The 13,883-nt window shown below is 45.3% G+C and carries 11 protein-coding genes; all 11 read right to left on the bottom strand.

What is annotated here, in order from left to right; all coding sequences use genetic code 11:
- Positions 1 to 8: 8 nt before the first annotated feature.
- The 11 genes from ileS to ACSYSK_RS04345 all read right to left on the bottom strand — a co-directional run bounded on the left by ileS (position 9) and on the right by ACSYSK_RS04345 (position 13,850).
- The gene (ileS, locus tag ACSYSK_RS04395) at positions 9 to 2,804 is read right to left on the bottom strand and encodes an isoleucine--tRNA ligase (RefSeq protein ID WP_491715691.1); all 2,796 of its coding nucleotides are present in this window, start codon (positions 2,802 to 2,804) and stop codon (positions 9 to 11) included.
- A gap of 273 nt (positions 2,805 to 3,077) precedes the next feature.
- Complete coding sequence (locus ACSYSK_RS04390) at positions 3,078 to 3,779, bottom strand: DivIVA domain-containing protein (RefSeq protein WP_491715690.1); 702 nt, start codon at positions 3,777 to 3,779, stop codon at positions 3,078 to 3,080.
- Between the two features lie 34 nt (positions 3,780 to 3,813).
- Complete coding sequence (locus ACSYSK_RS04385; RefSeq protein ID WP_491715689.1) at positions 3,814 to 4,593, bottom strand: YlmH family RNA-binding protein; 780 nt, start codon at positions 4,591 to 4,593, stop codon at positions 3,814 to 3,816.
- A complete protein-coding gene (locus ACSYSK_RS04380; protein WP_491715688.1) occupies positions 4,593 to 4,850 on the bottom strand; it encodes a YggT family protein in 258 nt (85 codons plus the stop codon). The genes ACSYSK_RS04385 and ACSYSK_RS04380 overlap by 1 nt, the downstream gene beginning before the upstream one ends.
- A gap of 21 nt (positions 4,851 to 4,871) precedes the next feature.
- Entirely contained in the window at positions 4,872 to 6,098 is a 1,227-nt protein-coding gene (gene ftsZ, locus ACSYSK_RS04375) for a cell division protein FtsZ (RefSeq protein ID WP_491715687.1), read from the bottom strand.
- A 23-nt stretch (positions 6,099 to 6,121) separates the two neighbouring features.
- On the bottom strand, positions 6,122 to 7,447 hold the full coding sequence (ftsA, locus tag ACSYSK_RS04370) for a cell division protein FtsA (protein ID WP_491715686.1): 1,326 nt from the start codon (positions 7,445 to 7,447) through the stop codon (positions 6,122 to 6,124).
- A gap of 114 nt (positions 7,448 to 7,561) precedes the next feature.
- Entirely contained in the window at positions 7,562 to 8,332 is a 771-nt protein-coding gene (locus ACSYSK_RS04365; RefSeq protein ID WP_491715685.1) for a cell division protein FtsQ/DivIB, read from the bottom strand.
- A 4-nt stretch (positions 8,333 to 8,336) separates the two neighbouring features.
- A complete protein-coding gene (gene murG / locus ACSYSK_RS04360) occupies positions 8,337 to 9,434 on the bottom strand; it encodes an undecaprenyldiphospho-muramoylpentapeptide beta-N-acetylglucosaminyltransferase (protein WP_491715859.1) in 1,098 nt (365 codons plus the stop codon).
- Positions 9,434 to 10,795 carry a UDP-N-acetylmuramoyl-L-alanine--D-glutamate ligase gene (gene murD / locus ACSYSK_RS04355; protein WP_491715684.1) on the bottom strand — a complete coding sequence of 454 codons (1,362 nt, stop codon included), beginning with the start codon at positions 10,793 to 10,795 and terminating at the stop codon, positions 9,434 to 9,436. The genes murG and murD overlap by 1 nt, the downstream gene beginning before the upstream one ends.
- A gap of 14 nt (positions 10,796 to 10,809) precedes the next feature.
- Positions 10,810 to 11,775, bottom strand: a complete 966-nt coding sequence (gene mraY, locus ACSYSK_RS04350; RefSeq protein ID WP_491715683.1) for a phospho-N-acetylmuramoyl-pentapeptide-transferase — start codon at positions 11,773 to 11,775, stop codon at positions 10,810 to 10,812.
- A 23-nt stretch (positions 11,776 to 11,798) separates the two neighbouring features.
- Positions 11,799 to 13,850 carry a penicillin-binding transpeptidase domain-containing protein gene (locus ACSYSK_RS04345; RefSeq protein WP_491715682.1) on the bottom strand — a complete coding sequence of 684 codons (2,052 nt, stop codon included), beginning with the start codon at positions 13,848 to 13,850 and terminating at the stop codon, positions 11,799 to 11,801.
- Between the last annotated feature and the right edge of the window lie 33 nt (positions 13,851 to 13,883).

Below are 13,883 nucleotides of genomic sequence, written 5' to 3'. Positions count from 1 at the left end.
TTTTGTCGCTAAGCGTCAAAGCCTTCTTGAACGGCCTGCGGGTAATCCTGTGCTACGATCTGCGCACATTTGCCACATAATTGCGGTAAGGCAGGATCACTGCCAATGTCTTCTTTATACATCCGGCACCGCGGGCAAACCTCACCAGCGGCGTGTTTAACAACAACAGCCACGTCACCGACCCGTAATGCATCTGCCGGAGCCTGTGCGCCATCGTTTAACTCCAAGGCAGAAACGATCAGATCCTGCCGCAAATTAGTTTCCAAACGGGTTAATGTTTCCTTAAGACTCGGAGCAACGTACAATTCGACTGCGGCCTCAAACGACTTACCGATCAGTTTTTGGTCCCGTGCCTCTTCTAAGCCCTTGAAGACCACCGCACGTACCTGCATAAAGACTTGCCAGTCCTGTAACAACTGTTGTTCGTTGTGGTAATGAGCGACTGCCGGCATTTCGGCTAACTGAACAAATTCTTCGGGTTCTTTAAGATACTCCCAAATTTCCTCGGTAGTATGAGGCAAGATCGGGGTCAGTAATTTCGTCAACCGAACGGCGATATCATACAAAACGGTTTGCATCGAACGCCGCTTTTGGCTAGTAGCACTTTCAATATAAACTACGTCTTTAGCAATATCCAAATAAAATGCGGACAGATCACTCGTAATAAAGTTGATCAATTTTTTATAGATATCCATAAAATCGTAACTAGCATAATCGTCCAAAATTGCTTTAGTAAACTGATTAGCCTTAACTTCCATATACTGGTCTAACGAACTCAAGTCTTGATAAGCGACGCCATCTTTTTGTGGGTCAAAATCAGTCGTGTTAGCCAGTAAAAAGCGCAGAGTATTCCGGATCTTACGGTAACTTTCAGAAATTTGCTTAAAGCTTTCCATCGATACCCGCACGTCGGCCGATGAATCCACACTTGCGACCCATAGGCGGATGATCTCTACTCCCATTTGCTTGATCACCTTAGCAGGAACGATCGTATTGCCTAGTGACTTACTCATCTTACGGCCCTGACCATCAAGAGTAAATCCCTGGGAAAGTATCTGTTTATAAGGTGCGTGCCCGGAAAATGCCACGCTAGTGATCAAACTGGAGTTAAACCAACCACGGTACTGGTCGGAACCTTCCAGGTACATATCGGCCGGATAAGTCAAGTCATCACGCTCGGCACAGCAACCTTGATGTGAGGTTCCGGAATCAAACCACACGTCCATAATATCCGTTTCTTTGGTAAAGACTCCGTGCGGCGAATGCTCACTGGTAAATCCTTCTGGTAATAGGTCTTTGGCGTCTTTTTCAAACCAAATATTAGAACCTTCCTTGGCGATCAGGTCAGCAACATGATTGATCGTTTCAGGCGTCATGATCGGCTCGCCATCCTCAGCATAAAAGATCGGTAGCGGAACGCCCCAAACTCTTTGCCGCGAAATGACCCAGTCACCCCGGTCACGGATCATATTTTTCAAACGTTTTTGACCCCAGCTCGGGAAGAACTTAACTTCGTCGATCGCGTCTAAAATCTCTTGGCGAATCTTAGATACTGAAGCAAACCACTGTGGCGTAGCCCGGAAGATCACCGGTTTTTTAGTCCGCCAGTCAAACGGATAGCTGTGTTCGATATCCATTTCTTTTAATAACAAGCCCGCGTCAGTCAACTTTTTCAGTGAGATGGCATTAGCGTCATCATAAAAGACCCCAGCAAAATCAGGACCCGCTTCTTCGGTCAGGTACCCTTGATCATTGACCGGTACCAGCACTTCTAAGCCGTATTCCATGCCAACGTTAAAGTCATCTTCACCTAAACCAGGAGCAGTATGCACCAACCCAGTCCCGGCATCCAAGGTAACAAAATCACCCAGCATAGTTACTAATTTACGTTCCGGATAAAACGGATGTTCCGTCAAAATATTCTCTAACTGCCGGCCCTTGAGCGTCTTTAACACCTTAACATCGTGCCAGCCAAAGAGTTCGGCGTTTTTAGTTACTAGTTCGGCTGCTAAAACAAATTTACGCGTCTCACCAGCAGGTTGAACGAGCGCATAATCAAAATCAGCGTCTACCGTGATCCCCATTGAAGCTGGGATCGTCCACGGAGTAGTAGTCCAAACTACCATGTAGGTATTGTCATCCAAAACACCCTTACCATCGACCACTTTTTCACCGTAATAAGCTGACGGCGAGGTAATATCGTGATATTCAACTTCGGCTTCAGCCAGGGCAGATTCCGATGACCAGGACCAAAAGACTGGCCGCTTGCCCCGGTAGATCAACCCCCGTTCTACCATTTTAGCGAAAACGCGAATCTCGTGAGCCTCGTATTCCGGTTCCAGTGTAATGTAAGGATGATCCCAGTCACCACTGACACCTAGACGCTTAAAATCAGTCCGCTGCTTATCGACTTGGCTCAACGCGTATTCCCGACACTTTTCCCTAAATTCAGCTACTGAAAGTACCTTACGGTCGACACCGGCCTTTTTTAACTGTTGTTCGATCGGTAAACCGTGTGTATCCCAACCGGGAACGTAAGGGGCTCTAAAACCCATCATCGATTTCGAACGAATAATAAAGTCTTTAGAAATCTTATTCATCGCATGTCCCATGTGAATATTACCATTCGCGTAAGGAGGCCCATCATGCAGTACGAAGGTTGGTTTACCCTCGTTTAACTGTTGCCTTTTTTCGTAAACGTGATTTTCTTCCCACTGCTTTTGGCGTTCAGCTTCTTTAACGGGTAAATTCCCCCGCATCGGAAACTTAGTTTTACCCAAATTTAACGTTTCTTTGATTTTCATACTATTACCCCTTTCTCAAAAGAAAAAATTCGCCCCCATTACAGGGACGAATTTTTCGTGTTACCACCCAACTTCAACAATTAGTTACCAACTAATTATTCTCATTGCTGCTTTAACGGTCCAAACCGGCCAAATCTACTGAAACTATATGTAGTAAGTTCAATTTGACAATGATAAAGATGATAAAGTCTACCCTTCAAATTCCGGTCTCACACCATCACCGGTTCGCTTGTTTTTCCGTGGTAAACTTCGTGTTCTTTACTAAATAACTTATTATTTTGCCTGACCAGTCTCGTCCGTGGCTTCCTTTTCCGGAAAAATCACGACAGTGTCATCACTAACTTCCGCCGTTTCAGCAGGTTGAGGTTGTTGCACGTCTTGATTTACGGTTGATTGTACTGCTTTTTGTGCTGTCTTGTCAAGGTTTTCATTATCATGATGCAAGACCTGCTGAATTTCTTCGTAGCTGCTGATTTCGCCTTGCTTTAAAATGTCGTCCCATTCGGATCCCTTAACAATTTCCAATTGTGATTCCATCATCACTTGTAACTTTTGCCGGAAAATGCGGGCCTGCTTACGTAATTCATCGGTTTCACTAGCCAATTGCGTGGCTTTATGTGAAGCTTGTTCCAAAATATTTTGGGCTTTTTCGTTTGCCTGATCGATCGCATCTTGCCCTTCTTTTTGGGCCTCACGCTGAATGATCTCGGCTTCACGTTGAGAATTAGCTTTTACTTTATCCGCAGCTTCTTGTGCAACAATGATCGATTGGTTCAAAGAATCTTTCAGGTCATTAAAATATTTCAGTTTCTCTTCGTTTTGTTCCAAACTATTTTTTAGTTTTTCATTTTCTTGTAAAGTTAATTCGTAATCCTTGATTACCTGGTCTAAAAAATCATTAACTTCATCTTGATCATAACCACGTAATTTGACATGAAACTCTTTGTTATGAATATCTAATGGGGTCAACGTCATTTTTCCAGCACCTCCTGCTTTTATTCCTAGCATACTACTTTTTTAAAATTGCTGCACTAATTTTCAGTTTTCCTTTTTTGGATAGACCTAAAACATTATTTAATTTCAGTCGACCGTAGCCCCGAACCGACAAAATATCGTAAGCAGCCAGTTCGTAATCCGGTTTATCTAACAAAGTCCAATTCAACTGTACCTTGTGACTCTTAAATAATTCCTTGGCGTGATTACGTGACAGGTGATAAAAATTAGCGATCAACGCGTCTGCCCGTAAAGAAGTCACCGTTTCGCTTAACTTTTCCCATTCGTCTAGCGGCGTCAACACCTGCTCTTGTTGTTCTAAGCGCACCTTAACTTTGCCGATCCGCTTGATTTCACCGGTAAAAAATGGTAGTAATTCTTCTTCCGTCATAAACTGCCACGACACCCCGTCGGTGATAATATCGCCTAAAACGAAGCGTTCAATCCCACTATTAGCCAGAGTTCCTAAGATACTACCATGATGTAACGTCGCGAATTTTTGCGGGTAATTGATGCCAATGACCGCCACACCAAAATCGCTAGCGACCGGTTGATAATACGAAGGATAAAAAAGCAACCGTTGTCGCTCGCAGTTAGCAAATCCGCCCCAAGTGGCTAGTGAGAGCTCACTACCGGCAACGACTTGCGCAATGTAAAGCTCACGTGGATTTAAAAAATGGGTCAATACCGGCCGGTACTCGGCAAGCGCTTGATTTTTTAAATCAGTCAACTCATCAATAAGCGGCGCTTCTGCCGCCCGAAAATGCTGGTAAATTGATTGTCTTGACTTAGCCATCAGTACACCCCGAATATCCCCAGTAGTGAAATTAACCCGTATTCCACAAACTCCAATACGATCAGAGCGATCCACGGGGCGAAACTGATTCCAAAAATAGGCGGAATAAAGTTAAACAGGCTTAGATACGGCTCACACAAGCGAGCTAAAATCTCACCTAAACGGGTTTGATAGGCTCCCGGAAACCACGACATTAAGACGTAGATCAAAATTAAAAAAGAATATAACTGAAATAATCCGTTAATTATCACTAACAAATTAACAACCCCTTGTGTCCCTTAAGAACGACGGTGACGCAAAAAAGGTGGCGTACTCAAGCCATCATCACTATCAGCCGGATCATCATTTTCATCAGAGTCGGCACCAAAAATATCAAAATCCTGTTTTTTCACCCCGTTGAACTCATTAGTCCGGCGTCTGGACTGCGACTGTTGGGGTTGATCGACGTTTAATTCCCAGTTGTCAAAATGACGCTCAGTAGCCTTAGGCGCATCGTTGTTAGGAGTAGAAGCAGCGTTTTGAGTAGGTGTTCCATTTTTTCCCTTAGGAGAGTCGATCCCCGTCGCAATGACCGTTACGACCACACTATCTTCCAAGTTTTCGTTGATCGAGGTCCCAAAAATGATATTGACATCATCGCCAGCAACCTGCGACACGATCTTAGAAGCAGCTTCTGCTTCAAACAAACTGAGATCAGGACCACCCGTGATATTTAATAAGACTTGTTTAGCGCCATCGATCGAAACTTCCAATAGCGGAGAAGAAATAGCCTTTTTAGTAGCGTCTTCCGTCCGGTTTTCACCGTTAGCAGAACCAATACCCATCAGCGCAGAGCCTTGATTTTGCATCACAGTTTTAACGTCGGCAAAATCCAAGTTGACGTAACCTGGCGAAGTGATCAGGTCAGAAATTCCCTGTACACCCTGACGTAAAACATTATCTGCTTCCTGGAAAGCCTGCAGAATCGGGGTTTTCTTGTCGACAATTTCCAACAACCGGTTATTAGAAATAATTACCAACGTATCGACGTGCTCTTTTAGTTTAGCAACTCCTTCGACCGCAAAACGCCCACGCTTCGGGCCCTCAAATGTAAACGGCCGCGTAACTACTCCGACCGTTAACGCTCCCTGGTCCTTAGCAATTTTAGCGATGATCGGCGCCGCACCAGTTCCGGTACCACCACCCATTCCGGCGGTCACAAAGATCATATCGGCCCCTTGTAAACTTTCAGCGATCGTTTCTTCGCTTTCTTGCCCAGCTTTACTACCGACTGCAGGATCCGCTCCGGCACCTAATCCCTTAGTCAGTTTCGGTCCTAACTGAATTTTAGTTTCGGCTTGTGAATTCTTCAGTGCCTGCACGTCGGTATTAGCGACAATAAATTCCACGCCCTTAACGTCGTCTTGGATCATGCGGTTAACGGCATTGCCACCAGCGCCTCCTACTCCGATCACTTTGATCGTCGCTCCTGCATTATTTTCATTTGCATCTAGTGAAAATTCCATGCTATTTCCTCCCGTTAGTTTCGTTAGTCAAAAAAATTGTCAAAAAATTGTTTGATCCTAGCAGTTAATTTAGCTTTCTGCTGGGGTTGAGCCTGTCGTTGCTGCTTTGGCGGTTGCACCACTCGTTGCTCACTTTGTGGATGCAACTGAGTGATCTTTGGCTGCGTTTTGCGCAGGTTACCCAGCGTTTGTTTAACCACCAAACTGATCTCACTTTGCTTAGTCGCGTACTCAACTAGTCCGATCACCTGAGTGAATGTCGGCGTCCGCAAATTGATCTCTTGGGGAACGTAGACCTTGACGTTTTTGACCTTGAAAATTTCCGCCGCTAACTGAGCGATCCCCGGTAAGGCCGCCATTCCACCGGTTAAAACGATCCCTCCAGGTAGCTCTAACGCGTTGATCTGTTGTAACGCGTTAGCCAGCTTTTCTAAGATCTGCCGCAAACGCGCCTCGATAATCTCCGCTAAGTAAGTGGTTGAAACTTCAATCGGTTCTTGTTGGCCCACGACTTGTACCGGAAATTTCTCATCAACAGAAACCTGAGCCGCCATTGCGCAACCGTAATTACGCTTGAGCATTTCCGCATTTTCGATCGATGTGTTTAAAACGACGGAAATATCACGGGTAACGTAATCGCCACCCTCTTGGTCTAAGTAAGTATATTTAAGTTTATGATCATGCACGACCGCAGCGGTAGATTGGCCGCCGCCTAAATCGATCGTGATCGCTCCAAAATCTTGTTCCCCGTCATTTAATGCCACTTGCGACAATGCAATCGGTGCCACAATAATATTAACCACGTTTAAGCCTGCGCGTGTCACACACTTCTTAATATTATGTAAAACCGTTTTAGGACCGGTGTACATCACCGCTTGCATTTCCATCCGCACTCCGACCATCCCTCGCGGATCTTTGATGCCATCAAAGCCATCGACCACGAATTCATCGGGAACGATATCAATAACAGTACGCTCCGGCGGTAAATTTTGGATCAAGGCCGCCTGTGTTACCTGATAAACGTCTTCTTCGGTGATTTCTTTAGAACTACCATCTGGTCCACTGACTGCGATCATACCATGACAACGCTCAATTTGGAGCATATTTGCCGGAATACCGACAATCACATCCGTAATGTCAACGTTAGCTCGTTGCTGTGCCTGTTTGACAGCTGTTTTGATCGCCGTCACGGCCTGATCGATATCAACGACTACACCACGCTTTAATCCCGCGGAATCGGTATTTCCATATCCAATAATATTGAGCTGATTTTTAATTCGTTCGGCAATAATAACTTTGATTGAAGTTGTTCCAATATCTAAGCCTACAAATATTTCAGAATGATTCACCTTTCAGCCCCCATCATCTAATTTACTAATTTACTTAAAAAAATTACTATAAAGATTTTAACATACAAAGTTACTATCTGAACAATTTTCTTGTCCAAATCGGTAAATTTGTCATTATTTTATATAAGAAAAGGCTCCTACCTCGAGATCGATCGTCCCCTTACCATTCATCTGCGCGACAATTTCGGGATAATACTTTAGCTTAGCCGCTAGCGTCGAACGCTTAGCGATCACCCGGTTGCCGTCGTTCATATCTAATAAGAGTTTTTGCGGGTCCAATTTACTCGGCCGGGAGTGGATCTCGGCGATTTGCCGGCGGATCTCCGGTCGCAGTTGTTGCAGTGCAGCCGCCAGCTCTTGTTGTTGACGGTGGTGCTTAAACCCGTACAAGACGGGGTACTGGTCGTCAAAAGCAACGTGTTGTTGACTGACGCCACTAGTAGTTAAGCGGTAAAAATGACCACGTCTAGCAACGTAACCCACGGTCGCGGCTTTTTTGATCCGAATGACCACCTCGCCCAAGTGATATTGTAACTGGACTTGCTTAACCGTTGCAACTCGGCTCTTGATTTGCCGTTCGATCCGCGGTGCCTGCAGGTAAACGGCGAGCAGTAGATCATAATAACGCAACCCGCTGGCTCGTAAAATTTGGGCTTTAGTTTCAGGGTAAGCGGCACTGATCTGGACTTTAGTCACCCTACTAGCTGGCGTTATCAAATAGATCATCGCCCCGGCAATGGTGCTAAAAAATAATAACAGTACGGTCACCCGCCTTTTTAACCTCCGTAATCGACTTTTCTTAGTATGAGGCAAATTAGCATCGTATTTGGCAGCTAAAAACACTGGCTGTTTATTTTTAGGAGACTCAAATTTCTGCACTTTCATTGGTTTACTCCGTTTGGCTTAGTTGCTCCAACACTTTTAGTACCCGATCGGCCGCATCACGTTTACCTAAACTGCTAGCATTTTGGGCCATCTGCTGACATTTTTGCGGATCCGTTAATAACTCCGTCGCAGTTTGCGCTAACATCTGCGGAGTCAAATCATTTTCCGTGATCATTTTAGCCGCTTGACGATCCACTAGACTCAGCGCATTTTTAGTTTGGTGGTCGTTAGTGACGTAAGGACTGGGGATCAAGATACTAGGGATCCCTAAAGCAGTGATCTCCGCTAAACTAGTTGCGCCTGCCCTTCCTACGATCACCGTAATTTCCGGCAAGATCTGTGGCATGTTGGCGATGTAAGGCTGGATCACGAAATTAGCTGGAATATCTTTAGCGGCCGCTTGTTCCATGATGTGCTCGTAGTGTACCTTACCGGTGACAAATAATACCTGATAATCGTCATCCCGAAACAAGGTAGCGGCGTTTAATGCGGTCTCGTTGATCTTAGCCGCGCCCCGTGAGCCGCCAAAAATCAACAGCGTCTTACGCCCAGTGGTCAAACCATACTCGGTTAACCGCCCAGCCGGCTTGATCCCTGCGACCTCTTGGGCCCGAGGATTACCCGTTAGTACTACCTTAGATGCGGGAAAAGCTTTTTTGACCGCCGGAAAACAGATTCCGATCTTATCAACGTAACGGCTCAAAAACTTGTTCGTGATCCCTGCCACACTATTTTGTTCGTGGATCATGGTCGGGATCTTTAACTTAGCGGCCGCATAAACGACCGCGCCGCACACATAACCACCGGTTCCAACCACCACGTCAGGACGAAATTCGCGAATGATTTTTTTAGAGGCGGTTACGCTGCGTAAAAACAGCCAGATCGTCTTAAAATTACTCCACGTCAGTTTTCTTTTAAAACCCTGGATCTCAATAGTTTTAAAGTCGATCCCCGCCTCTGGAACGATTTTAGCTTCTAGTCCCTTATGCGTTCCGACATACAAAACTTGCGCGCTCGGATCTTTTTTTAACAGCGTTTTGACCAACGCTAGCGCCGGGTAAATGTGGCCCCCCGTGCCGCCACCTGAAATTAATAAGCGCATCATTTTTCTCCCTTAATTAAATTTTGGATCGCAGCCATATACTGTTCCCCTCGAACTTCAAAGGTCGGCCACTGATCCCAACTAGCACAGGCCGGGGATAATAGAATTACTTCGTTAGGCCGACTGGCTTTAAACGCTACGGGAACAGCACTGACTGCATCTTTAGTATGTAAGATCGTCTTGATCCCCGCTTGGATCCCCAACTGTTCCAACTGTGTGGCTGTTTCGCCAAAAACTACCAGTACCCGCACGTGTTTTTTGAGTGCTGGCACTAATGCAGCAAATGATAAGTGGCGATCCAACCCGCCGGCAAGTAGGACTACTGGTTGTTTAAAGCCACTTAAAGCCATCTGGGTCGCAGCGACATCCGTTGCTTTAGAATCATTATAAAAATCTCGTTTCTTATAAGTCGTCACGTACTGTGTCCGGTGTTTTACCCCCGCGAAAGTCCGTAAGACTTCCACGATCTGGTCGTTGGACTGGCCCATTAACTTAGCGGCTGCAATAGCGGCCAGTGAATTTTCAATATTATGAACGCCAGGTAACTTGATTTGTGCAACTGCAATGATTTTTTCACCCTTAAAATACAAATAATCATCTTTCAAGTAAGCACCCTCGGGCATGACTTGTTTTCGTGAAAATGGTACCAACGTAGCACGTGAGCGTTGACTGGCCTGACGAACCTCTTCATTATCCCAATTGACAATGAAAAAGTCGCTACTAGTTTGATTTTTAGTGATATTCATCTTAGCTTGCACGTAATTTTCATGTGAACCATGAAAATCGGTATGGGCTTCATACAAATTAGTTAATACTGCGATGTGCACGTGGAGTTTAGTTATTCCCTGCAACTGAAAACTGGACAATTCCGTTACCACTACATCGGCAGGATCAACTTGCTGCACTACTTGTGAAACCGGGATCCCAATGTTGCCCGCACAATAAGCGTGACCTTGTTGCGGCAGATCCTTAAGCATTAACGTGATCAGTGTCGTCGTCGTCGTTTTGCCATTGGTCCCCGTCACCCCTAAAAGTGGTGCTTGTGCGGCTTCGTAAGCAACTTCTGGCTCGGTGATCACCGGGATCTTGAGTGCGAGCGCCTGTTTGACTAACGGATTTGAATACGGGATCCCCGGATTTTTAACGAGCAAGTCCTTATCAGTCAGTAGTTCCAACGGGTGACTACCCGTCACCACTTCTACTCCCAGCTGTTGCAATTCATTTACCTGCGTCAGGTCTGTCGGCGTTTGCCGGTCGTTAACGACCACTTTAGCACCGAGTTTGACTAACAATTTAGCGACACTAATGCCACTCTTACCTAACCCCAAAACCAACACTTTGCGCCCATGATACGTGTCCATTTGATTAACTCCTTTTACCGAATAATAAAGCCCACGGCTATCACAGCCATTATTAACCCCAGCAGCCAAAAAGTCCAATCGATCCGCCACTCACTCCAACCACAGAGTTCAAAATGATGATGGATCGGACTCATTTTAAAGATCCGTTTGCCGGTTAATTTGAAGGATGCTACTTGTAAGATCACACTGGCCGTTTCCAACACAAAAACTAACCCGATCACTAACAAACTCAGTTCATGGTGAACCAAGATCGCAACCGCAGCTAACGCACCGCCCAACGCAAGCGACCCCATATCCCCCATAAAAATGCGGGCAGGTTTGTGGTTGAAGACAAAGAAAGCTACTAAAGCGCCCATGACCGTCAAACAAAACAATAAGACATCTGCTTGTTGCTGTTTAGCCGCAATCACGGCATACGCTCCAAAAGCAATCACCGCTTGACCAGCAACCAGTCCGTCGATCCCGTCCGTCAGGTTGACTGCGTTAGAAAAACCGATCAGCCAAAATAGTACAAATAAAATGTAAAAAATGACGCTACTAATTTTAAAGTTAAAAATGTTCAGTGCAAAAGGCAGGTTTTCGTGGCGGTAAACCACCAAGAAAATAATTCCGCCGACAATTTGTCCCAGTAATTTTTGCCACGCTTTTAAACCTTCATTTTGCTTTTTCCATAATTTGATCGAGTCATCAAAAAAACCTAAAAAGCCGTACAGTAACAAGATAAAATCTAATAATAATAACTGTGCCGATAGTAGGTGGCCCCACAAAGCGACACCTAAACTGCTGACTAGAATAGCCAAGTTAAACACTAAACCACCCATCGTCGGTGTCCCCGACTTTTTGGCATGCCACTTTGGCCCTTCTGCTCTGATCATTTGCCCCTGATTTTTACGGTGAGCATAGTTGATAAATAACGGCGTTAAAATTAATGTGATTAAAAAACCAGCTATCGTGGTGCTAAACATGATTCCCAAATTCATTTAGAAACTCCTTTGAACAATAATTATGGTTGCAAAAAAACGACTAACTCTTTGACCTTAGTCAGCTCAGTTCCCGCAATAATATTTTGTCGTACACTATATCCAGTTCCCTTAACTTTCAACTTCAAGTGTGTCAGGCGCGCAAATTTAGTAATATCTGCCCGCGACCACCCCGTTAAATCGGGCATCTGTAAGTTTTCGTTCGTTAATAAAATAACTCGCCGCCCCTTTAAGAGCATTTCTTCAGGTTCCAGCGACTGACCGACAATCTCGGGGCCCGTCCCAATTACCGTCACTTGTGCACCCTGTTGCTGTAAATCAGCCGTCACTTGCGTGGTCGCACGCCCTTTCAGGTTACCGATCTTAGTAGGTGTTACCGGCTGAGCGTTAGTATTATCACTATCTAACGTCCGCTGCATTAGCGGATTAAAAATTGTCGCTAAATCTCGTTCGGCCGAACCTTCCTTACCAAATGTCGCCGGGCGTTCCATCGTAATGTACAAAATATACTTAGGATGGTCCGCGGGCGCGATCCCGACAACCGAAAAAGTATAATTAGTGATCCCCGTTAAATAACCGCCCGTCGGCGCGGCAATTTGTGCCGTTCCCGTTTTGACTGCGACCGGATAATTATTCAGCTTGTAAACTTTCCCGGTCCCTTCCTTATCGGTTACAACGTCTTGCATCAACGTTAGGACTTGCTTAGCCGTCTGCTTAGTGATCGGTTTGCCTACCACTTTAGGTTGCGCGTGATACAACACCTGCCGTTTATTAGGATCGACCACTTCGTTGACGAGGTAGGGTCTGACCATTTTACCACCGTTAGCGATCGCAGAAAAGCCCTGCATCATCTGAAACATCGTCACATCGATACTTTGCCCGTAGGCCGTGTCGGCTTGTTCGATAGGATAACGATAACTGATAGCACCACTCGCTTCTTTCCCTAAGTTCGCATTCGTACTTTGCAACATCCCAAATTTTTTCAGATACTGCATCCATAATTTGGGACCCATCTGTTGTTCTAAGTGTGCCATTCCGACATTAGAAGACCTGATAAAGGCCTGCTGGTAATTGATCATTCCCCAATTATCGTTCCAGTCGTTGATGGTTTGCCCGTCGATTTGGTATTTGCCGGACTTAAAATACGCTCCGCCATTAAAATTATTGCTGTCGATCGCAGCAGCCGTGGTAAAGACTTTCATCGTTGAACCCGGTTCGTAAGTATCTTCCAACAAGGTATTACGCCAAATTTGCCCTACGCCCGCCCTAGTTTGGGCGTTAAACGACGGCCACTGGGTAGCCGCTAAAATTTTGCCGGTCTTGGCTTCCGTTAACATGACCCGCAGCCCTTTGGTATGATACTTCTTTTGAGCCTGACTGACCAAAGTTTCCAGGTAGTTTTGCAAGGGAGCGTCTAGTGTCGTGTAGATCTCGTCGCCGTTTTTCACCGACCGCGACTTTTCAGTTTGGTTTAAGATCGGCATCCCTTGCCCGTCAGTCGCCTGCTTTTTGTTACCATCTTGTCCCGCTAATTCTGTATTATATTGTTTTTCTAGTCCTAACACCCCAATTAGTTTACCACCGGAGTTTTCTGCTAGGCCAATAAAATGAGAAGCAAAATTGCCGTTAGGATACAAGCGCGCCTGCGCGGGAACGAACTCGATCCCTGACAAATGGGCACGTTGGATCGCCTTTTTAGTCTCTAACGAAATGTTTTTACCCGCATCTCCTAACTCCACTTGGTATAATTTGGGATCGGCAGGATGGAGTAATTGCCACACCTTATGATAACTAATGTGTAAATTTTGGCTTAACACTTTAGCAGCCCGCTTTTTTTGCTGGTCTGGTAAATATTCTTTGTGGCCGTTGAGCACCGCGTCTTTATCTAAAACGATATAAATCGAATAGTTAGTCGTATCCTCCGCGATCGGTTTACCACTATTGTCATAAATGGTACCACGTTTAGCCGGGATCTTAGTTTGTTCGTTATATAACTTAGCGACCCTGGTCGTTAAATTTTGTTTAGCTGCTCGGTGAAAAACTGTAATATAAAAAAAGCGCCCTGCAAAAAGCATGAAAATAATAATTACCAGGAGAAAAAATATCCT

It is taken from the genome of Ligilactobacillus sp. ESL1201, from assembly GCF_058503265.1.
This window is presented reverse-complemented; position numbering and strand designations above follow the sequence as displayed.